Genomic DNA, 22,956 nt, shown 5'->3' with positions numbered 1-22,956 from the left:
CAATTTCGATGCCACTTATATCTGATGGATATTTTTTATACAGCCTAAACATACTCCTGCAAAGCTGCCGACGTTTCAGTCGTAAATACGTAATCTCGATATGATGCGCTTGCCAAATGCCAATAGTTTTTTTATTGTGTGTGCTTTAGAGCATTGAATTATTTATTACGCATATGTCATCTGCACAAGAAAAAGAAACATCCAATAGTCTTTATCGCCAATGGCAAATCTTATCTCGTCTCTCGACTGGGAAATGGATGGGAACTCGTGAACTTCAAGAAATATTAGAACGAGAAGGGATCGATATTAGTTTACGCACCATTCAACGTGATCTAAATCAAATTGCACAACGCTTTCCAATTGAAAGCAACAAAACAGTTCCTCAAGGTTGGCGCTGGCGCTCAGATGCACCAATTCAAAGCTTGCCACATATGACTAGCTCTCAAGCTGTTACGTTTATGATGGTTGAGGAACACCTAAGACATTTGCTACCACCAAGTTTACTCGAAGAAATGATGCCTTGGTTCGACCTCGCAAAACGCAGTTTATCGACTCAAAATAACGTTCGACAATGGATCAATCGCGTTCGTATTGTGCCTGCCAATCAACCACTCATTCCACCAATGGTCGATAAACTAGCTCAACAAGCGATCTATGAAGGTCTTTTGCAAGATAAACAAATTGAGTGTATTTATAGCGCACGAACAAACCAAGGCGAAGATAAAACGTATATTTTGAATCCACTCGCTTTGGTTCAAAGAGGTGCTGTTATTTATCTTATTTGCACGAGAAATGATAAAACTGATGTCCAAACTTTTGCGCTGCACCGTTTTAAAGCAGCGACCGTTTTAGAAAGCCGTGCCTTACATCCTGTAAATTTTGACATTGATCATTATATTGACTCTGGTGCATTAGGTTTCCGTGTCGATTACAGTAAACCGACTGAACAAATTCTGCTTAAACTCACAATGACTGAGAATACTGCCAAAAGCTTTTATGAAAGTCAGTTAAGTAAAGACCAGATCATCACGCCATTAGAAGAAAATATTGTTGAAGTCTCAGCAAATGTTCCTTTTACATCTCAGCTCGTTTGGTGGCTAAGAAGTTTTGGCAAAAAGCTATTAAATATCGAACCAATTGCTGTTTATAATGCCGTCAAAGAAATTGAAGACTCTAAATAAAAAAGAGAACCATCTAGGTTCTCTAAAATTTTTATATAATTTATCCTAAATAATCAGTATTTTTTCTTAGATTAATTTGAATTAAGCCAATTTCCCCCACTGTTTAAAATTGGCTTGAACTCTATGATCACGATGAGTTTAATTAAAAACAGCATGCAAGTTCATAACCATTATAACGAATCCGCTTTTTGGTCATTGTTAAAACCCTCTTTATTTGAATGAAGAACCAATATAACAATGATTTTTTAGCTAGAGAAATAACAAAGATTGCAATTAAAAGCTATTTTTCTGCTAGATATACTGAATATATAAATCTATAAAATAGAAAAGCTCCCCAAAGGGAGCTTTAAATCATACCATTAGCTTAAGCTGAAAATGGATGACGTAAAACGATTGTTTCTGCACGGTCAGGACCTGTTGAAACGATATCAATTGGACAACCAATTAAAGCTTCGATACGACGTACATAAGCCAATGCATTTGCAGGAAGTTGCTCAATTTGAGTTAAGCCAACTGTAGATTCGCTCCAACCTGGCATTGTTTCATAGATTGGCTTCAAGCTTTCAAATGAAATCGCATCAGAAGAACCTGCACAACCCGAATCCACATCTTCATAACCGACACAGATTTTAACTTCTTCTAAACCATCTAATACATCAAGTTTAGTTAAGCAAATACCAGATAGTGAGTTCACCTCTACAGAACGACGCAGAATTTCAGCATCGAACCAACCACAACGACGTTGACGACCAGTAGAAGCACCAAATTCATGGCCCACAGTACCTAAATGACGACCAATTGCATCACCTGTATCTGTCGAAGCATCATAGTGCAATTCTGTAGGGAAAGGACCAGCACCTACACGAGTTGTATATGCTTTTGTAATACCCAATACATAATCTAAATGTAATGGCCCCATACCCGAACCAGAGCTTACGCCACCAGCAGTGGTATTTGAACTCGTAACAAATGGATATGTACCATGATCGATATCAAGTAATGAACCTTGAGCACCCTCAAACATGATTGCTTTACCTTCTTTTCGGTAATCATGTAACACTTTAGTGACATCAATCACTAATGGTGCAAGCACTTCACGCCAAGCGTTACAAAGTGCAAGTACGTCTTCAAACTTAACTTCTTCAACGCCATAGAATTGAGAAAGTTGGAAGTTATGAAGCTCAAGCATTTCCTTGAGTTTTTCTTCAAGTAATTCACCACCACGAATCAAGTCAGCAACACGCACAGCGCGGCGAGCGACTTTATCTTCGTAAGCAGGACCAATACCACGACCAGTTGTACCAATCTTCGCATTACCGCGTTTCTTTTCACGTGCTTGGTCAAGTGCAATATGGTTTGGCAAAATTAAAGGACAGTTTGGAGAAATACGTAAACGTTCTTTAACAGGTACGCCTTCTTCTTCCAAAATTGCCATTTCTTTAATTAAAGCTTCAGGTGATAACACCACACCATTACCAATTAAGCACAATACGTTTTCACGTAAAATACCTGATGGAATGAGGTGTAATACAGTTTTCTTACCACCTACGACAAGCGTATGCCCTGCATTGTGACCACCTTGATAACGTACAACCGCAGCCGCTTGATCTGTGAGCAGGTCGACGATTTTACCTTTGCCTTCGTCGCCCCATTGGGTACCAAGTACCACAACATTTTTGCCCATAATAGCCTCATTACATCATGCTGTTAAAATTGGAAACTAAGCTGTAGAGTCAGCTTAGCAATTAAATTTTTTCAATGACCCATTGCCCATTTTGAGACACCATTTGATGTGTCGCATATGGCACTGAGCCTAAATCATCATTACCTAACAACTGCACGACACGTAAACCGTTCAGACGTGCATCTGCAATTGCTTTTAATAAATCTTGTTCACTTCCTTTAGGTGCAACAATCGTTTCAATTTCTACAAATTGAGTTGCGCCTAAAGCGTATAAATCACAACTAAAACCAGTTGCTGGTCGTGCACGTCCAAAGTGCTCACCAATACCATCATAACGGCCGCCTTGTGCAAGTGGCGCAGCACGATTTGGCGCATAAATGGCATACATCAAACCAGTATGATAGTGATAACTACGTAACTCGATAACGTCGATTCCAATATTTAAATTAGACCAACGTGACTGAATTTGAGTAAAAGTAGATTTCAATGCATCAAATGCATTTTTAAAATCAATATCATTTAAAATATCTTGGCTTAGATGCGTTTGTAATGCATCTAGATCACTCGCATAACGACCTAAAGCATAAAAATCAGCACCCATTGCAAGATCTTTAGTAAACTCTTCAAGTTCAGGTAATGCTTTACGCTGATATAAATCAGAGAGCTGATTTTCTGTATTTTTATTTAAACCAGCACGCTTTACTAAACTACGGAATAAACCAACATGACCTAAATCTAAATGAGCGCCATCTAAAGTATGCGTATGCTCAATCAAAGCTAACATTACATCAATCATTTCAACATCAGCTTCAATGCTGTCATGACCATATAACTCTGCACCAAGCTGTAAAGGCGCACGCGTTGCATTAAAATTCTGTGGTTTAGTATGAAGCACAGTACCTGCATAGCAATAGCGAGCCACACCTTCAATTGGTCGTACATGCGCATCTATACGTGCAACTTGTGGCGTCATATCTGCACGCACACCAAGCAAACGACCAGAAAGCTGATCAATGACTTTAAAAGTCACTAAGTCTAAATCTTGATTAGATTCTGATAATGACGACAACGATTCAATGTATTCAATAAATGGTGTGTATACCAATTGATAACCTCGAACTGCAAGGAAATCTAAAGCTGCGCGACGCAAAGTTTCAACGACTTGCGCTTGTTCTGGCAATACATCTGCTACCCCATCTGGTAGCAACCATGTCTCTGAAATGGTCATGTTTCAAACCTAAAATCTGTTCAATGTGGAGGCATCCACATAAAAAGCAACCACATAAAAAAATCGGGTGAATGCCCGATTCAGCGTAGTGTAGCACGAAGATTTATGCGATGCACCTGAGAATTTGAATAATTCGGTATCGTATTGCCTCCAGCACATCAGCACATATTTATGAATTTAATAAATAGATTCAATTAATTAAAAATCACTCATGACTAGCGTCGACTATCGTTCGTGATCCAAAGAACTGTCCAACATCTGAACTATCACCTTGTTTCCAATTGATCAGATTTAATTTTTTGAGTGTTTTAATCGCCTGTAAGTTAAACGCAAAGCAGCCTTTTTCTAAGTTTGCAATTCGCATCTTTTGACCCAATATAATCATTTGACTAATTTGATCATCCCTATCATATTTTTCAAATGAATTTAGCTGATCGCGAGCATAGCTTAAGCTCTGCTCTACCGACCACGGCTGCGATGGCGTATAAATAGCATAAGCAGATTGATCAGTAGCATCACCTATTGTTCCAACTGTTTCTTCTACATCTAAATTATTTAATAAGAATATCCAATCATATCCATGCCAATTTCCCCAAGCCAGTTGATAATCAGATTGATTTGAAATCGGAGGATATTTCAAGCCTTCATATTGGTTAACAATCCGCTCACGTACTTCTGCGAAGGAAGGACTATCGAATGAATCGACTTGAGTAATATGATTCTGGTTCCATTGCGTTTCCTTTAAACGATAGCAAATGCTATTTTTAGGAAAAACAGTATCTTTATAATTTTGATAAAATTTAATTAAATTTTGATTTAATCCATTTGTTTCATTCGAACTTAAATTAATATTTTCACGATATCCTGGCAATACGCGATCAAAAACATTTTGCCCATCTAATTGCACCAACTCAAAACTCAAATCCTGTTGCAACTCAGATGTACGCTCATATCGCCATTGAGTAGGTGTAAGTCTTTTGAAGACATTGCTCTGCGGTGTTCCAATTTCTAAAATTTTAGATTCAGTTAAAATTCTTCTGTCTAAAGGTTGGTTATGTGATTTATTAAAATTAATTTGATTGTCTTGAATCAGATATGTTGTTATCTCAAAAAAATCTGTGCTCAAACCAGATGAGACATTAAATGGTTGATAATATACTTTGTACAGTGCATTTTGTTCTGATGATTCATCATCAGATTTTTTATCATTACTCTGATTCGAGCCACCACCGCAGGCTGTTAAAAGAAGTGTTGAAAATATAATAAGAGTTCCTATTATTTTTTTTGATCCAAGCTTCATAGGTTAACAATCATTTTTAATTTATTTAGGAGCTAAAATAATATCAAAAACAACAAAAAGCTAACAAGAAAAAAATCCTAGAGTTTATTTTTAATTTTTATAAATATCGAAACAGTAAGTTTAATAAAATTCTAATAATTAATCTAAGTCTATACCTTTAATAAAACACTCCATTTTTTGACTTTTTGTATCAGTTGTATCAGAACAAAGAGAGATTCCATCTAAATTAGATATAAATTGAAAACCATGTTTAAGATAAAGATTTTTCGCATGCAGATTATGATCAGAGACGCTTAGTACAATTCGATGATGTCCTTTAGAAATCGCTAACTTCTTAACTGCAACAATCAAATGATCTGCTACACCACTGCCACGAAATAAAGGGTTAACCCACATAACAATCACATTAAACTCTAACTCAGAATTAAGAGTTCCACCAACTATACCCACTGCCCGAGCATTGTGAATCGCGAGAATATATTGATTGTTAGTCCTTTGAGCTGCCCGATTACGCCATTCTTTCTCATCATATTTCTCAGTAGTTGCATAAGTTGCAGTAAATGCATCAGGACGATCAAATAATGACTGCAAACGAATGGCTTTAAGTATCTCCCAATCATCTTCACAAGTAAGACGGAATTCAAAGTTACTTAAATTATAGTTCATTCACATCCTCAAAATTATTATGAATTTTAATAGTTTGAAGTTAAATAAAAATAGTAAGATCATTCCCATGTCTGAAAATAGGTTTATATCATTAAACTAAATGCAATCAATTTGAAATTTTAAACATATAACAACCTAATTTACTATTTCCCTTTACCACTTTTAACTACGATCTCTAAAACATTTACTAGTTCGGCATTTTGTTTTTCTAGTGCGGCAATATTCGCCACTGTTCTATCCAACACCTCTTGTTGAACATGCATTTTCTTTGCCAAATCCTGCATAATTTCTAAGCTTTTTTTAAGGTGTAGCTCTAAGTGAAGCACTTTCTCTTCAAGCTGGAGAACCTCTACATCCTGATTTTTAACTTCTACATTTTTAAATTGAAACCAAAATAAAAAAATAACTGCCAACATTAATAAGATAATGAAACCCCACATCATCATTAATCCCATTTCCCCTCTCCAATTTTTATTTTCTAAAATTATTTATTAAATGATTCGCACAGATCTAGTAAGCGATTCGCATAGCCCCATTCATTATCATACCAAGCAAAAACTTTCGCCTGATGACCAACAACGATTGTTTGTGTTAAATCCACAATCAAAGAATATGGTGAATGATTAAAATCACTTGATACAAGATCCTCATCTGTCACTTGCATAATTTGAGCATAATCAAATTGTGCCGCTTTGACCAACACCTCATTTATTTTATGTACGGTAATTGGTGATTGAGAAATAAAGGTGAGATCAATTGCCGCCACATTTATGGTCGGTACACGTATCGAATATCCATCAATACGATCTTCCATTTTAGGCATAACACGTTTCAATGCACCTAAAGCACTTGATGTCGTTGGAATGATATTTTGTCCAGATGCTCTTGCTCGACGTAAATCTCGATGTGCATGGTCTAAAACAGATTGATCCGCTGTTACCGCATGAATTTCAGTCATCAGTGCTGTTTCAATACCAAAAGCATCATCAATGATTTTAACCAGTGGTACCAATGCTTGCGTTGTACATGAAACACTTGAAATAATTTGATCTGAGGGTTTTACGTCTGCGTGATTTACACCATAAACAATCGCAGCATCAACGGTATCGAAAGGTGCAGCCCCGATAATGACTCTTTTTGCTCCTGCCTCAACATGACGCGTTGCATCAGCTCTGGAGCGGAAAAGACCTGTACACTCAAGCACCACGTCAATATTTAATTTTTCCCATGGTAGACATTCAGGACATTCGTTATTAAACACTTGTAATCTGAGTTGACGTTGATTTGACTGAATGTTCAAAAAAATGTGCTCGCCATCAATTTGAATATCAACTTGTCCAGCAAAACGACCATGCGTCGTATCATATTTAAAAAGATGCACTAAAGTCTGTACATCAGCAATGTCATTAATGGCAACGATTTCAAATTGAAACTTCTTTGAGTTTTCAAACCATGCACGTAACACATTCCGACCAATTCGACCAAATCCATTGATAGCGATACGTTGCATGTAGCATCCTTATTCATCAAAACATCATCTTTTCTATGCTATATGGTAAAACATGAGAAGCATTGTTGAATATAGATTTTTAGCTTAAACACAGTTTTATATGATATTGCTTGTAAAATCGTTGGTTGGGCACACATTTTCCGTTATAATTTAGCACTTTTAAAATCTATGCCATGCAATAGGTTCGATTGTAGAACTTAAAACAACTTTCCTCATTGCATATAGCCAAATTCAAAATTATGGAGTGTCTTGGTTGTGAGTACTCGTTTTATGACATCAGCTGAAATTCGTGAAGCTTTTTTGCGTTATTTTGAATCGCAAGGCCACACACGTGTCGCGTCGAGTTCTCTCGTTCCCGCCAATGACCCAACGTTGCTGTTTACAAATGCTGGAATGAACCAGTTTAAAGATTGTTTCTTAGGCTTAGAAAAGCGCGACTATGTACGCGCAGTATCATCACAAAAATGTGTACGTGCAGGTGGTAAACATAACGACCTTGATAATGTCGGTTATACTGCTCGTCACCATACATTCTTTGAGATGTTAGGTAACTTCTCTTTTGGTGATTATTTCAAACAAAATGCACTTAAATTTGCTTGGGAATTTTTAACCAGCGAACAATGGTTAGGCTTACCAAAAGATCGTCTCTATGTCACGGTTTATCATACTGATGATGAAGCCTTTGACATTTGGAATAAAGAGATCGGCGTAGATGCCGAGCGTATTATCCGTATCGGTGACAACAAAGGCGGTCAATACGCTTCAGATAACTTTTGGGCAATGGGTGATACAGGTCCTTGCGGCCCTTGTTCTGAAATTTTCTATGATCATGGCGACCATATCTGGGGTGGATTACCAGGTACACCAGAAGAAGATGGCGATCGCTTCATCGAAATCTGGAACAACGTTTTCATGCAGTTCAACCGCACTGCGGATGGTGTTATGCACCCTCTTCCAGCACCTTCTGTCGATACAGGTATGGGCTTGGAGCGTATTTCAGCTGTGCTTCAGCATGTCAATTCGAACTACGAAATTGACTTATTCCAACATTTGTTAAAAGCAGCTGCTGACATCATTGGCATTCAAGAAGAAGGTCAACCTTCTTTACGTGTTCTTGCTGACCATGCCCGCTCTTGCTGCTTCTTGATCGCGGATGGCGTGAATCCTTCAAATGAAGGTCGTGGTTATGTGTTACGTCGTATTATCCGTCGTGCAGTACGTCATGGTAATAAACTAGGCGCAACAGGTACATTCTTCTACAAGATGCTACAACCACTCATCGAAGTCATGGGTGAAGCTTATCCTGAATTAGTTACACGTAAAGATGTTATTGAAGCAACTTTAATTCGTGAAGAAGAACAGTTTGCCAAGACACTTGAGCAAGGCTTAAAACTTTTAGAGGGTGAACTCGCTCAACTAAAAGGTAGTGTGATTGCAGGTGAAACTGTATTCAAACTTTATGATACTTATGGCTTCCCAATGGACTTAACTGCTGATATCGCACGTGAACGTGATCTAACGATTGATGAAGCTGGCTTCGAAGTAGAAATGGCTGCTCAACGCCAACGTGCTCGTGATGCTGGTAAATTCGCAGTTGACTATAACAGCATTGTTAAAGTCGAAGGCGAAACACAATTTGATGGCTATGATGCAACTCAGGGTCAAGGTCGAATTGTTGCGATCTATAAAGATGGCGTTCAGGTTGATGAAGTTAACGAAGGTGATGAAGCACTTATCGTATTGAACCAAACCCCTTTCTATGCAGAAAGTGGTGGTCAGATTGGTGACACAGGTATCTTCAAGAACGATACAGGTATCTTTGAAGTTCAAGATACTAAAAAATCTGGTGGAGCATTTGTACACCAAGGTATCGTTACTGTTGGTAGCCTAAAAACTTCACAAAATGTAGAAGCGACAGTTAAAGCAGATCTACGTGATGCAACCGCTCGCAATCACTCTGCGACTCACCTTTTACATGCTGCATTACGTCAGATTTTAGGTGATCACGTTCAACAAAAAGGTTCTTTAGTCGCAAGCGATATTTTACGTTTTGACTTTGCCAATGATCAACCTGTTACGTTTGAACAAATTCAACAGATCGAACGTTTAGTCAATGCTGAAGTGATCGCAAATACTCCAGTAAATACCGAACTTCTCGATATCGAATCTGCAAAAGCGAAAGGCGCAATGATGCTTTTCGGAGAAAAATATGGCGAAGAAGTTCGCGTATTGTCTATGGGTTCTGTGATTGAGGAGAAAAACTTCTCGATCGAACTATGTGGTGGTATTCACGTAAAACGTACAGGTGATATTGGTTTATTCAAGATCACCTCTGAAGGTGGTGTTGCCGCAGGTGTTCGTCGTATCGAGGCGGTAACAGGTACAAAAGCACTCGAAGCTGTTCAAAAAGCCGATCGTGATATTCAGACAATCAATGGTTTACTTAAAGCTCAAAAAGAGCAAACCGTTGAGAAGGTTGAAGCAATTGTTGATACGGCGTCTAGCTTGCAAAAACAGATTGAACAACTTAATCAGAAGTTAGCAAGTTTCCAAGCAGCTGAATTACTCGGCCAAGTAAAAACAATTGCTGGTCGTCAAACACTTATCACGACTGTTCAAGGTCTGGATGCAAAGTCACTACGCAATCTACATGACAGCGTAAAATCAAAATTGGAAGATGCAGTCATTATTTTAGCTGGCGTTGAAGGCGATAAAGTGAGTTTAATCGCGTCCGTCGCTAAACAATATGCTGCAACTCTAAAAGCAGGTGACATCATCAAACACTTAGCTCAAGAGCTTGGTGGTAAAGGTGGTGGTAAACCTGACTTAGCACAAGGTGGCGCGCCACTAAACGAGAAGTTTGATCAAGTGATCGCAGCATTACCTGCATGGCTTGAGCAATAAGAACTTCACTTTTGTGTAACTGACCCTGATGCCTCTCGGGGTCATGGCTTATATGGAACAACTATGGCATTAATCGTTCAAAAATATGGCGGTACTTCTATGGGTACTCCTGAGCGCATTTTAAATGTAGCTCGTCGTGTCAAGCGTTGGCATGATCACGGTCACAAGGTGGTCGTTGTCGTGTCTGCAATGAGTGGTGAAACAAACCGCTTACTTGCGCTTGCTAAAGCCATTACCACCACCCCTGACCCACGTGAATTAGATCAAATGGTATCAACGGGTGAACAAGTAACGATTTCCATGTTAGCTATGGCACTGAACTCAATTGGTGTAGAAGCTAAATCTTATACAGGTCGCCAAGTCGGTATTAAAACGGATAGTGCTTTCACCAAAGCACGTATTGAATCTATTGATACTGATGTGATGACAAAGGACTTAGATGCTGGTCGCGTACTCGTCGTTGCAGGTTTCCAAGGCTTTGACGCTGAAGGTAATACAACAACACTTGGTCGTGGTGGTTCGGATACTTCTGGTGTAGCACTTGCAGCAGCACTTAAAGCAGATGAATGTCAAATTTATACTGATGTTGATGGCGTATACACGACTGATCCGCGTGTTGCACCAAAAGCGAAGAAAGTTGACCGTATCTCTTTTGAGGAAATGCTAGAAATGGCATCTTTAGGCTCAAAAGTTTTACAAATCCGCTCTGTTGAATTCGCAGGTAAATATCAAGTTCCACTGCGTGTATTATCAAGTTTTGATAATGATGATGATGGCGCATTTGATGAAGATTTCAAACAAAACGTAGGCACACTAATTACGACTGAGGCAGAGGACGATATGGAACAACCAATCATTGCAGGTATTGCATTTAACCGTGACGAAGCAAAACTCACTATTTTGGGTGTTCCTGATGAGCCAGGTATTGCATCTAAAATCTTGTCACCAATCAGCAATGCCAACATTGAAGTGGATATGATTATCCAAAATGTTGAAGAAGATGGTACGACTGATTTTACCTTCACAGTTAATCGCACTGATTTAGCAAAAGCAAAAGCTATCCTAGAGCAAACTGCAAGCAGCATCGAAGGATGTGAAGTTGTAACTCGTGATGACATCGTTAAAGTATCTATCGTTGGTGTTGGTATGCGTTCACATGCAGGTGTTGCGAGCAAAATGTTCACTGCATTAGCTGATGAAAGCATCAATATTTTGATGATCTCTACCTCAGAAATTAAAATTTCTGTATTGATTGAAGAAAACTATTTAGAGCTTGCTGTTCGTTGTTTACACACTGCATTTGGCTTAGACCGTGAACACGGCGAAAGCAGTGCACGTGCTTAATTAATAGCTGCTTAAACATATTTACTTTCAAGTAAATAGCAAAAAAAAACAGAGCCACTATAGTTTTTCCTACAGTGGCTCTGTTATATTAATCCGTGAGGTTTTTCAGGAAGTTCCAACAGAACTTACGAAAAAGAATGTTTTTTACATATTTCTGTTAGAATTTTCTGTATATTAAGGCTGTGCTTTCTAAAATGAATTCCCTGTCGCAAGTTTAAGCGTTTAGCAAGGAGATAAACATGCTGATTCTGACCCGTCGTGTCGGAGAAACATTAATGATTGGGGATCAAGTCAGTGTTACTGTGCTTGGCGTAAAAGGCAATCAGGTGCGTATTGGTGTAAATGCTCCAAAAGAAGTTTCTGTGCATCGTGAGGAAATTTACCAACGTATCCAACATGAACGTGCCATGCATGAGCATCTACAACATCTTGATCAAGATTATCAACTTTCTTATGAAGAAGATAATACCGATTTTACTCGAAATAATAACTTCAATCGTTAATGCACAGAATTTTTCTCCAATAATTAAAGCGACTTTTTACAGTCGCTTTAATTATTTTGGGCAAAGTATTTTATAAACCTAATGCTTTTCTCACTGGCGCATAACTACGACGATGCTCATCTATCACACCATGAGTAGCAATCGCCTCAAAATGCGCTTTTGTAGGATAGCCTTTATGCTTTGCAAATCCAAAGTCAGGATATTGTAAATCTAAAGCTTTCATCTGATGATCTCGAGTTACTTTCGCTAAAATACTCGCGGCACTAATCTCAGCATGACTCGCATCTCCCCCAACAATCGCCTCACAAGGAATAGTGATTCCCTTAGGGATTTGATTACCATCCACGATGACTTTTTCTGGTTGAGTTTGTAAACCCTCTACTGCTCTACGCATTGCCAAAAATGTCGCTTGTAAGATATTGAATTCATCAATTTCAGCATGAGTTGCTTCTGCAATTGACCACGCCAATGCTTTTTCTTTAATTTCTAAAAAGAGTTTTTCTCGTTTCTTCTCAGTTAATTTTTTAGAATCATTTAATCCTTCAATCGGATTATTCGGATCTAAAATTACAGCCGCCGCAACCACTGAACCTACCAATGGCCCACGCCCTGCCTCATCTACACCAGCAACAAACATATCTTTTCCACAAAAAATTAGCTGCCTTGATTGCAGCTAACTGAACGTTATTCACTAATTTATTATTTTACCACTTCTGACACACAAGCATTCATTGTTTTTGCAACAGCAACACCTGTTAACGCTGTTCTAGCTTTTGAATCGACGGCAGCTAAAGCAAGTTCAGATGGAGACAGAACAGTTGGTGCATTCTTTCCAACACATTTACATATTTGTTTTTTCTTTTGCTTCTTTAATTCACTGCTCATTAATCGACTCGCCACCTTCCACGCAGCAAAATCATCTATATCATGGCTACACTTTGTTTGCGCAGCAAACTCAATAGCAGATATACCTAATTTTAATTTGCTGTGTTCAGCACTTTGAGCACTGCTACATGCCAATAGAGTTAAGGATGTTGATAGAATGAATAACAAATGATTCTTTTTCATTATTTATAGCCTAATTATGTGATTAAAGTTTTAAGTGTTCAAATTAGATGATCTAAGCGTGATTTAAAATTGAAAAATGGTATTAATTTTACTTTTTATTAAAAAAGCAAAGCCGAAATATCCAACTTTGCTAGTTATGTACTGAATTAATTATTTATTCAATGCTTCAGCAACACATGCATTTACCGTTTCAGATACCACTTGGCTTACGATTGTTGCACGAGCAGTTGGATCAATCGCAGCAGTCGCTAATTCTACTGTTGTAACGCTATTTGGAGCTTTCTCACTTACGCAACCACAAACATTCGTTTGAATGTTTTCACGTTGTTCAGTCGTCATCAAACGTGTCGCTGTTTTCCAAGCTGGTAAAGTATTTATTTCATTGATACATTTCGCATTTACAGCAACTTTCAATGCTGTCATGCCTAACTGTTGAGATGTGGTAGCTGTAGTGTTATTCGCATTTGGTGCTACACAAGCATTAAGCGCAAATAGTGCTGGCAATACAAGTAATAATTTTTTCACGACCTTAGACCTATATCCAAAATTTTGGCAGGCGTATTTTGACGAAATAAAAGATTTAATCAATTGACTCTGTAGACTTATTACATAATATAACAATAGGCAAATTTCATTGAACGTTGCATGCATAAAACGCTCTGTTACGTATACACTGTATAAGCAATAAAAAGAGCTAATTAAAATCAAATCACTCATATCACAGCTAGGATGTTGCGATGTCAACCTCAGCACAATATTACACACGCACGGCGCAAGTTCTGCATTGGCTCATGGCTGCTATTTTTATTACCGCATGGCTGATCGGATTCTATAGCGGAAACTTTTTAAGCTATGAAGTCGATGGTGGATTTAAGGGAACTGTCATTACCCTACATAAAAATATAGCAACAACAATTATTTTCTTGGTTGTTATTCGTATTTTTTGGCGCTACACACATCCTGCACCAAAGTTACCAGCAACGATGTCACCGATGATGAAAGGCTTAGCGCATATAGGGCATTTATTCCTTTATTTAATGTTATTAGCTCTACCAATTACGGGTTGTTTGTTTAGTTGGAGTGCTGGTCATCCTGCACCTGTTTTATATTTATTTGAGATCCCTCGTTTAGTACAAGATAATCCCGATCTACTTGCAATTGTAAAACCGCTGCATATTTATTTATCTTGGTTTGCAGGTCTACTAGTTGCTGGACACATTTTGGCTGCGATTAAACACCATGTGATTGATAAAGATAACGTCTTGCTGAGTATGTTACGTCAACCTAAATAAATATAAAGGCATAAAAAAACCGCATAATGCGGTTTTTTTATTTTAAATGGCTTTAATTTCTTCAATCCACTTTTGCTTTTCTTCATCAGAAATAAACGAAGCTTCAAAAGAGTTGATCGCAAGCTGCTTTAATTCATCATGACTCAGTGCTAACGCTTCTTGAATCGCAATAAAGTTATCATTCATGTAACCACCAAAATATGATGGGTCATCTGAATTAACAGTAACATGTACACCTTTCTGTAATAGACGACGAATATTATGTTCGCCCATATCTTTCACAACGCACAATTTCAAGTTACTGAGTGGACAAACCGTTAACGGCATCTTTTCAGAAATTAAACGTGTCATCAAACGCTCATCTTCTTCTGAACGTACACCATGATCGATACGATTCACTTTGAGTAAATCCAGTGCTTCCCAGATATATTCTGGTGGGCCTTCTTCACCAGCATGTGCAACAATCAAAAATCCTGCTTCACGCGCTTTAGCGAAAACACGTTCAAACTTTGATGGTGGATGACCAACTTCACTTGAATCCAGTCCAATTGCAATAATGTCATCTTTAAATGGCAATGCTTGCTCAAGTGTTTCAAATGCTTTTTCTTCGCTTAAATGACGCAAGAAGCACATGATCAACTGAGAGCTAATCCCTAATTTTTCTTTTGCATCTGTGCATGCACGTTTTAAACCCGCCAATACTGTCGCAAATTCAACTCCACGCTCAGTATGTGTCTGTGGGTCAAAGAACATTTCTGTATGAACAACTCGATCTTCAGCACATTTTTCAAAGTATGCCCAAGCGAGATCATAAAAGTCTTGTTCATGAACAAGTACATTTGCACCTGCATAGTAAATGTCTAGAAATGATTGAAGATTGTGAAAGTTATAAGCTTGTTTCACTTCTTCAACTGATTGATAAGGAATCTGAATCTGATTACGCTGTGCAATTGCAAACATCAGTTCTGGTTCAAAAGTCCCTTCAATATGCACATGCAATTCGGCTTTTGGTAAAGCACGAATCAGCTCGATTTGATTCATATGAACTCCGCGTCTAAATAAAAAAGGGTGTTACCTGAACGAGTACACCCTTTTAGGGTTCTCTTTGAAAAAATACTTCTCAAAGAGAATAATAAATGAATAGCAACGATTTGCTTAGCCACCAAATGCGATGAATTTAAATACCCACAAAGCAGCAATAATCCAAACCATATATGGAACTGTTTTTGCTTTGCCTGTCAGTAATTTAACTAGCGCATAGCTAATGAAGCCCATTGCAATACCATCTGCAATCGAATAAGTAAATGGCATAAATACGATGGTTAGAAATGCAGGAACTGCTTCCGTAATATCATCCCAATCAATGTGCGTAATCCCTTGAATCATCAACACACCGATGAATAACAAAGCTGGTGCAGTCGCAAAACCTGGTACAGATTGAGCCAATGGTGCAAGGAATAAGCATCCAATAAATAAGAATGCAACCACAACCGCTGTTAAACCTGTACGTCCACCCGCTGCAACACCCGAAGCAGACTCGATATATGGTGTGGTAGATGATGTACCTAGGGCAGCACCTGCAACAATAGCAGTAGAGTCAGCAAATAACGCTTTCTTCAAACGTGGTAATTTTCCATCTTGAAGAAGGCCAGCACGATGTGAAACACCAACCAAAGTCCCTGTACTATCAAACAAATCTACGATAAAGAAGACAAAAATTACCCCAACCATACTTGCAGTAAATAATCCTTCAAAGTCCATTTGCATAAAGGTAGGCGCTAAAGAAGGAACTTGACCAACAACACCCTTGAATTCATTTAAGCCCATTGCTGTTGCAATCGCAGTAACGACCAAGATACTAATAATAATTGCGCCACGCACTTTAAATTGGTGCAATACAACAATCATTAAAAAGCCAAATAATGCCAATAGAACTGTAGGCTGTTTAATATCACCCAAACCCACTAAAGTTGCAGGATTATCTACAATGATTCCAGCATTTTTAAGTGCAATCAAAGCAAGGAATAAACCAATACCACCACCGATTGCAAACTTTAACGACATAGGAATTGCATTCACGATTGCTTCACGAATTTTGAAAAAGCTAATCGCTAAGAAAACCAAACCTGAAACGAACACAGCCGCCAAAGCCGTTTGCCAAGGCACCCCCATGCCTAAGCACACTGAATAGGTAAAATAAGCATTTAAGCCCATACCTGGTGCAAGTGCGATTGGATAATTTGCAACAATCCCCATGACCAAGCAGCCAATTGCAGCTGCCAAACAGGTCGCTACAAAGACAGCGCCATGATCCATTCCTGTTTCAGAAAGAATGAGTGGGTTTACAATGATGATGTAACACATGGTCAAAAATGTAGTTACACCAGCTAGAACTTCTGTTCTAAAGTTGGTTTTATTATCGCTCAACTTAAATAAGCGTTCTAACAAACCAGCCGAAGCATTAGGCGTTGTCATAACATAGCACCTGTTAAAATCTAAGATCGTAGAATTTGAAATCTATACGCTTGTGTTTCAAATAGTTTTTTGAATGTACACAAAAAGGTATACAAGACAATAAAGCAATCTATATGCCAATATTGCACTTGCTACGCAGACGATAGGTATAAATTTGATTCCGATATCAAAACGTAAAAAGCTGCATAACGAGATGCAGCTTTTTATTTAATGGTAAATATTTTAACAGATTCTCATCAAAACTTGAGTATCACAGCATAAAAAAAGCATAAACAATCCATTCATCCTGAGTCACCTAATTTTTGATTAGATGATCAAGCAAAATTCAACTTTTTTGCTTATAAGAAGACAAATGCGTATTGTGCTTTACATAGTTAGGATTATGTTGGATCTCATTTAAACTATGCTCAGCATCATTGACAATCTTTATAAGCTCTTCCCGCTTTTTGTTTTGGGCATCCGCATACGATGCATATCCCAAAACAAAGACGGAACAAACAACTAATAGTGCAAGTAATATCTTCATTATTATTATCTCAATTGTATGCTTTTCTTTAATACTAACAAAATAGAACAAAAATGAGAACCACTTAACATTTAACAACCACTAATTAGCAATAAGTCACAATTATATAACCTTTCACAAATTGGTTCTGTACATTTTATATCCAAATAAATACTAGAATAATCTAGTTTTTAAAGCAATAGCATTTTATATAATTCAATTAGATAGCAAGTTTTTGTATAGCTAAATTTTACCAATTGGTTGATTTATCAATATATAAAGCTGTTACATTTAGTTAAACAAACATCTTTGCTCAAAGAGCAAAGATGTTCCGTATTGCAACAATTTAGATATTTAGAATTGATAGTTTAAACGAACTAAGAAATTACGCGGTGTTCCCGGCATTGATGCTGAGCGCCAATATTCTTTATTCGTTAAATTATTCACTGCTATCGTTACATTCCAAGGATCAGCACTGTAACCAATTGCCGCATCTACTCGAGTAAAACCATCAAATGACATAGGATCATTATCCAAATTACCGCGTGCATAGACTGTTGCATCACCTACATAAGTTGCACCAACCTCTGTATAGATTTTATCTGTCGGCAAATAGCGTACAAATAAGTTACCTGTATGTTTTGGCACGTTATTCAGTACTTTACCAATATTCTGAGGTTTCTCCTTATCCTTTGTAACTTCGGCTTCGTTATATCCATAACCACCACGAACAAATAAATTATCCAACACACGCCCAATGAAGCTAAATTCAACACCACGAGAACGATGTTGCCCACCGACAGCCCAGACATTTGGCTCATCATCTGGATTAGGCTTATAGCGAATATTGTTTTTACGAATATCAAATACAGAAAGTTGAGTATTTAAACGATCATTGATCCAATCACTTTTAACACCCACTTCATATTGTTCGTTGTATTGTGGCTCTGCATCAAAAGCATCTAAGTTTGTATTTGCAGACACTACATTTACACCAACACTCCCCCCAAATGGTGCAAAACTTTTACTATAAGATGCATAGAAACTTTGACTTTCAATTGGTTGCCAAATTAAACCGATGTTCGGGCTAAAACTTTCACCATCAATACTACGTTGATAATCAGGATCATTACTGTCTTTCAAACGGTTTGTTGTCTTCGAATGGAAATAATCATAACGCCCACCGAGCATAACTTTGAAATAATCATTAAAGCTAATTAAATCCTGAATAAATAAACCATAAGCTTCACTTTGATTATAGTTATGTGTATTAAGCTTTAAATCACTGCCGTCTCGTGAGTTAGAACGCTCACCTGTCAATGGATTGACATATCCCCACAGAATTGAACCATCTTGATTTTTATTTGCGAGTTTTGGTTCACGTTGCTCATAGGTCCAATCTGCACCCACTAGAAGGTTATGCTTTAAGCGACCTGTATCAAATTCACCACGAATATCAAAGCTATTACTGGTCGTCTTATTACTTGTTTGTTGCCAATAATAAATTTGAGAGATTTCCCCTGCATGCCCATCACAAGAACCAATGTTTTTAGCTACCGTCTGATCAGTCTGACAATACGTACCAGAATAAAAGTGATCAAAGTTTTGTTCAGCTTGACGATGACTTAAAGCCCAATGAAAGTTCCAATTTGGCGCAAATTCATAATTCAAGTCTGAACGGGCTATCTGTAATACGTCATTGACATAATCGCCTTTTTGCGCAAATCCTGTTTTGATCGAAGTTCCTTTTGGAAGCTCAGAAAATTCAGGTCCTCGATCTGGAACGCGATGCAATTTGTCATAGGTGTATTGCATCGTCCAAGTTAGACCATCATCATTCTTATAAGTAAAACTTGGAGACAACATTTCGATTTTATTTTCAATGCCTGAACGGAAACTATTAGACTCTCCATATTCGCCAGTCAAACGCACAGCCACGTTATCTGTTAATACTTGGTTTAGGTCAACTGTTGAACCATAGTTATCATATGATCCGCCATAAATACCAACAGAACTTTTAGAATTAAAATTGGCAACTTTACTGACCATATTGATCACACCACCACCAGAACTACGTCCATAAAGTACTGAGGCAGGACCTTTTAAAATCTCAATTCGCTCAACATTAGCAGTACTACGGCGCACCTGCCCACTTTCGCGAATACCATCACGATAGATATCACCAGTATCTGCATTAAATCCTCTTAGGCTAATCCCATCTCCACGCATATCATAACTCGTAGAAACACCCGGTGTTCCTTGCAACATGACGCTCAGATCATTGGCTCCATAGATTTTATATTTTTGAACATCAATGGTATCAATGGTCTGGGGAATATCTTTTTTCTTAAGACCGTTACGAGTCACACTTGCCTGTTCATAATCAATATAACTTTTGATTGGATCAAGCTCACTCATCGCCTCGATTTTAATTGTAGGCATAACAGCTGTTTGCGTATTTTCTTCGTTCGCAATCGCATATTGCGCTTGGATCAGCATCACCGTAAGTAAACTGAACTTAAAAACAGGCTTAGTATGTGCACTAGGTATCGAGAGACTCATAAAAATATCCAAACTCAAATAAAAATTAAAAAAAGCTTAAAAATATAAAAACGATACAATTTTAATAAAAATAATTCTCATTTTCATCATCTTTAAGTCTATTTTTTGCTTTTAGTGCTTATTTATCGCCCAGATGAGATAGATAGAGCGGATACAGTGAGTAAAAAATTGCCAAAAATATTTTTAACATCCATGTGTTATTCTTTTTAAACAATTTTACATTCGGCTACGCACAAAATAATTCAATCTTTTTTAGGGTTCTAATGAAACATCCACTCTAATATGGAAGATTGAGTGTCCTTAGTTCCTTATCGCTCAGCATAAATTTTCTACCCCTTGCCGCTAACAAGACGATTGACCTTCCCCTTCTCCAACTTCCAAAGTAATGAATGAGGGGATTCCATCGTTGGAGTTAACGCTTGGAAAGAAACTCTAATTTTAGAGACTTAAATATTATGTATGATCGGTTAGCTACTACAATTTAACGGTTAAATCATCACTTATACGAAATACTTCCCTCCCTAAACTTCACATTCATTCATGTTCCGCTTTATGTATATTATGATGCAATTATCCATCAATGAAGATTTGAAGAGTTAGATGCGTACAGAACTGAGAACTAAAATCATAGAAGTATGTGATGATAAAATTGCTAAAAAAGGCAGTAATGTTGGTTTATCTTTTTATGCATTTTTTGCCAATAAAAATGATGATCCTGAGCAGCTTATGGAAGCAGCACATTGGTGGATTATGGAACATCGATTAGATCATTTTGAAAAAGCAACTAAAATTAAAACACTCATCTTGGAACAATCAAACTGACTCCTAATAAAGACTGATTGCTTTAACTTGTGTTGCTTGAACTCAAACAAAAATATTTCCAATGAATAGCTTAATATCCATGTTTAAGTAAAAGGCAATTCATTTCCATTATGAAAAGAGCATAGTATATTGATTTTAAAACTCGTATTTATGTTCTTTTATGCACTCAAGAAAAACCAGCGATGCAGGCATCTTTTTGTGGATGGTGTATCAAACCATGCAAAAAATGGATTTAGATGCAGCAGCAATTTTTGCTAGTGTGCATTTACCTGACCAACCCCCAGATAAATTTGTTCGACGTGATAACTCAACCCAACAACGTTTTTGGCAAGCGGCTGAACAAATCAGTCAAGATCAAGATATTGGATTACATGTCGGCGCAAATGTACCCGCCTTTCGCGGTCAAGTAATTGAATATCTTTTTTTGAGCAGCCCAACATTTGGTGAGGGATTAAAACGAACTGTTCGTTATCAAGCCTTACTTACGGATGCAATGTCCTTCAAACTGGATGAATCGAATAGCGACTATATGATCATCTCAGGTTTAACACACCCTGTAAGACATTACCTTGAATGTGCGATTGGAATTTTTTTAAATTTTTTCAAATATATTAGTCAAGATGCTTTTTCGCCTTTAGAAATTTGGCTGCCCTACAATGAGGGTGCTTGTTCTGAAGAATATCAAAAAATATGGAAATGTAAGGTTCAACTGGCACAAACTGAGGGTGCAATCTGTTTTGATCGAAAACTATTGGATCAACCCTCACCCGCTTACGAACCTGAATTATTAAAAATTCATGAGCATCATGCTAAATCACAACTTGAGCTTTTAGATAAACATCAACTAATTACCGAAATAGAAAGAATTTTAGCAAGTGGCTTATTAGAGTCAGGTGAATTCGATCAAAATTGTGTAGCTCAACATTTAAATCGAAGTGCTAGAAGCCTCAGAGCAGATTTACAACTGATTAATACCAGCTATGAAAAAGTGATTGCACAATATAGAGAACGCCTTTCTCGACGACTTTTATCACAAACCCAAGAAACAATTGATCAAATCGTATATTTAACAGGATTTTCTGAACCCTCTGCCTTTTCTAGAGCATTCAAGCGCTGGACGGGAGAAACACCTACTGCATATAGACAACGTAAGCGATCTGCATTTGATTAAGTTGGCAATATAAAACTGTCAGTTAAGTCAAAAGGAAACCTAATTATTTTTCTAAAATCCAACTCATGTTTTAAGAGGTTTTTTTACATGATTGGTTTTCCAGTAGGTATATTCGTTGCAAATGGCATGGAATGGTATTTTCATAAAGTGTGGTTACATGAGTTCCCAAGCAAAAATAGAAATAGCCCTTTCTTTACCCATATTGCCCATCACAAACGTGCTCGTCTAAATGACTTTCATGATGAAGGCTATGCTGAATCTATGTTTAAAAATTCAGAAATGTATAATGAAAAATCAGCTTTAATTGGCTTAACCATTGCATCAACAGTGTTTCTACCAGTAGCGCCTTTTTTTACAGCGGGTTTGTACTACGGAATTTGGAATTATTGGAAAGTTCATGCCAAATCTCATCTTGATCCAGAATATGCCAAAAAGCGCATCCCATGGCATTATGATCACCACATGACTAGCAATCAAAATGCAAACTGGTGTGTAACTAAGCCTTGGTTTGATTACATCATGGGGACTCGTGTTTTAACTGATGTATCGGATACCGAAACAAATCCTTTAGCGATTAAAATGCCATTATGGTTAGAAAAAAGAGTAAATCGCACTGCACGACGTCTACTTCCGAAAGCATTTGCTAAAATTGATAAGAATACACAAACAGATCAATTCAATTTAAGCCAAGGCATTGAAGTCGCACTTTAGAGAAGTTTAAGCAATAAAAAAGCCTAATCA

At 37.5% G+C, this 22,956-nt stretch carries 21 protein-coding genes; 8 read left to right on the top strand and 13 right to left on the bottom strand.

The annotated features are described in order from the left end of the window. The first annotated feature begins 173 nt into the window (after positions 1-173). Entirely contained in the window at positions 174-1,181 is a 1,008-nt protein-coding gene (locus tag IO68_RS34075) for a helix-turn-helix transcriptional regulator (protein WP_007478670.1), read from the top strand. 364 nt (positions 1,182-1,545) lie between these two features. Here the strand turns inward: IO68_RS34075 and IO68_RS32870 are convergent, their stop codons facing one another. The 6 genes from IO68_RS32870 to IO68_RS32845 all read right to left on the bottom strand — a co-directional run bounded on the left by IO68_RS32870 (position 1,546) and on the right by IO68_RS32845 (position 7,569). Then, positions 1,546-2,865 (bottom strand): adenylosuccinate synthase, encoded by a 1,320-nt coding sequence (locus IO68_RS32870; protein WP_004878619.1) that lies wholly within the window; start codon positions 2,863-2,865, stop codon positions 1,546-1,548. A gap of 61 nt (positions 2,866-2,926) precedes the next feature. Continuing rightward, entirely contained in the window at positions 2,927-4,093 is a 1,167-nt protein-coding gene (locus IO68_RS32865; protein ID WP_023014327.1) for an ATP phosphoribosyltransferase regulatory subunit, read from the bottom strand. A 205-nt stretch (positions 4,094-4,298) separates the two neighbouring features. Further along, positions 4,299-5,393, bottom strand: a complete 1,095-nt coding sequence (locus IO68_RS32860) for a hypothetical protein (protein WP_023014326.1) — start codon at positions 5,391-5,393, stop codon at positions 4,299-4,301. 138 nt (positions 5,394-5,531) lie between these two features. Then, positions 5,532-6,059: a GNAT family N-acetyltransferase gene (locus IO68_RS32855; protein WP_023014325.1), complete on the bottom strand. Its 528-nt coding sequence runs from the start codon at positions 6,057-6,059 to the stop codon at positions 5,532-5,534. Between the two features lie 143 nt (positions 6,060-6,202). Further along, complete coding sequence (locus IO68_RS32850; RefSeq protein ID WP_004878612.1) at positions 6,203-6,514, bottom strand: hypothetical protein; 312 nt, start codon at positions 6,512-6,514, stop codon at positions 6,203-6,205. A gap of 29 nt (positions 6,515-6,543) precedes the next feature. Next, a complete protein-coding gene (locus tag IO68_RS32845) occupies positions 6,544-7,569 on the bottom strand; it encodes a type I glyceraldehyde-3-phosphate dehydrogenase (RefSeq protein ID WP_007478659.1) in 1,026 nt (341 codons plus the stop codon). A 255-nt stretch (positions 7,570-7,824) separates the two neighbouring features. Here IO68_RS32845 and alaS point away from each other — a divergent pair, with 255 nt between their 5' ends. The 3 genes from alaS to csrA all read left to right on the top strand — a co-directional run bounded on the left by alaS (position 7,825) and on the right by csrA (position 12,320). Beyond that, the gene (gene alaS, locus IO68_RS32840) at positions 7,825-10,473 is read left to right on the top strand and encodes an alanine--tRNA ligase (RefSeq protein ID WP_171068590.1); all 2,649 of its coding nucleotides are present in this window, start codon (positions 7,825-7,827) and stop codon (positions 10,471-10,473) included. Between the two features lie 63 nt (positions 10,474-10,536). After that, positions 10,537-11,817: an aspartate kinase gene (locus tag IO68_RS32835; protein ID WP_004878607.1), complete on the top strand. Its 1,281-nt coding sequence runs from the start codon at positions 10,537-10,539 to the stop codon at positions 11,815-11,817. Positions 11,818-12,056: 239 nt separating this feature from the next. After that, entirely contained in the window at positions 12,057-12,320 is a 264-nt protein-coding gene (csrA, locus tag IO68_RS32830) for a carbon storage regulator CsrA (protein ID WP_004878605.1), read from the top strand. 70 nt (positions 12,321-12,390) lie between these two features. Here the strand turns inward: csrA and rnhB are convergent, their stop codons facing one another. From rnhB to IO68_RS32815, 3 genes are all read right to left on the bottom strand, one after another. Next, positions 12,391-12,957 carry a ribonuclease HII gene (rnhB, locus tag IO68_RS32825; RefSeq protein ID WP_007479199.1) on the bottom strand — a complete coding sequence of 189 codons (567 nt, stop codon included), beginning with the start codon at positions 12,955-12,957 and terminating at the stop codon, positions 12,391-12,393. A gap of 62 nt (positions 12,958-13,019) precedes the next feature. After that, the gene (locus tag IO68_RS32820) at positions 13,020-13,388 is read right to left on the bottom strand and encodes a hypothetical protein (protein WP_023014323.1); all 369 of its coding nucleotides are present in this window, start codon (positions 13,386-13,388) and stop codon (positions 13,020-13,022) included. Positions 13,389-13,538: 150 nt separating this feature from the next. Further along, positions 13,539-13,913, bottom strand: coding sequence for a hypothetical protein (locus IO68_RS32815; protein ID WP_007479203.1), 375 nt, complete (start codon positions 13,911-13,913; stop codon positions 13,539-13,541). Positions 13,914-14,125: 212 nt separating this feature from the next. On the opposite strand from IO68_RS32815, the gene IO68_RS32810 reads away from it, so the two are divergent. Beyond that, entirely contained in the window at positions 14,126-14,680 is a 555-nt protein-coding gene (locus tag IO68_RS32810; protein ID WP_004878597.1) for a cytochrome b, read from the top strand. Positions 14,681-14,722: 42 nt separating this feature from the next. On the opposite strand, the gene IO68_RS32805 is transcribed toward IO68_RS32810, so the two are convergent. From IO68_RS32805 to IO68_RS32790, 4 genes are all read right to left on the bottom strand, one after another. Then, a complete protein-coding gene (locus IO68_RS32805; RefSeq protein WP_007479205.1) occupies positions 14,723-15,721 on the bottom strand; it encodes an adenosine deaminase in 999 nt (332 codons plus the stop codon). A 114-nt stretch (positions 15,722-15,835) separates the two neighbouring features. Further along, positions 15,836-17,155 (bottom strand): NCS2 family permease, encoded by a 1,320-nt coding sequence (locus tag IO68_RS32800; RefSeq protein ID WP_004878594.1) that lies wholly within the window; start codon positions 17,153-17,155, stop codon positions 15,836-15,838. 325 nt (positions 17,156-17,480) lie between these two features. Further along, positions 17,481-17,681 (bottom strand): hypothetical protein, encoded by a 201-nt coding sequence (locus tag IO68_RS34270; protein ID WP_004878590.1) that lies wholly within the window; start codon positions 17,679-17,681, stop codon positions 17,481-17,483. Positions 17,682-18,014: 333 nt separating this feature from the next. Continuing rightward, positions 18,015-20,222: a TonB-dependent receptor gene (locus IO68_RS32790; protein ID WP_023014322.1), complete on the bottom strand. Its 2,208-nt coding sequence runs from the start codon at positions 20,220-20,222 to the stop codon at positions 18,015-18,017. A gap of 600 nt (positions 20,223-20,822) precedes the next feature. Here IO68_RS32790 and IO68_RS32785 point away from each other — a divergent pair. The 3 genes from IO68_RS32785 to IO68_RS32775 all read left to right on the top strand — a co-directional run bounded on the left by IO68_RS32785 (position 20,823) and on the right by IO68_RS32775 (position 22,926). Continuing rightward, entirely contained in the window at positions 20,823-21,044 is a 222-nt protein-coding gene (locus IO68_RS32785; protein ID WP_004878587.1) for a DUF6500 family protein, read from the top strand. Between the two features lie 160 nt (positions 21,045-21,204). Further along, positions 21,205-22,215, top strand: coding sequence for an AraC family transcriptional regulator (locus tag IO68_RS32780; protein WP_023014321.1), 1,011 nt, complete (start codon positions 21,205-21,207; stop codon positions 22,213-22,215). Positions 22,216-22,302: 87 nt separating this feature from the next. Then, complete coding sequence (locus IO68_RS32775; protein WP_004878583.1) at positions 22,303-22,926, top strand: sterol desaturase family protein; 624 nt, start codon at positions 22,303-22,305, stop codon at positions 22,924-22,926. Positions 22,927-22,956 lie beyond the last annotated feature (30 nt).

This window comes from Acinetobacter sp. COS3 (assembly GCF_000475335.1).
Classification (GTDB): domain Bacteria; phylum Pseudomonadota; class Gammaproteobacteria; order Pseudomonadales; family Moraxellaceae; genus Acinetobacter; species Acinetobacter venetianus.
This window is presented reverse-complemented; position numbering and strand designations above follow the sequence as displayed.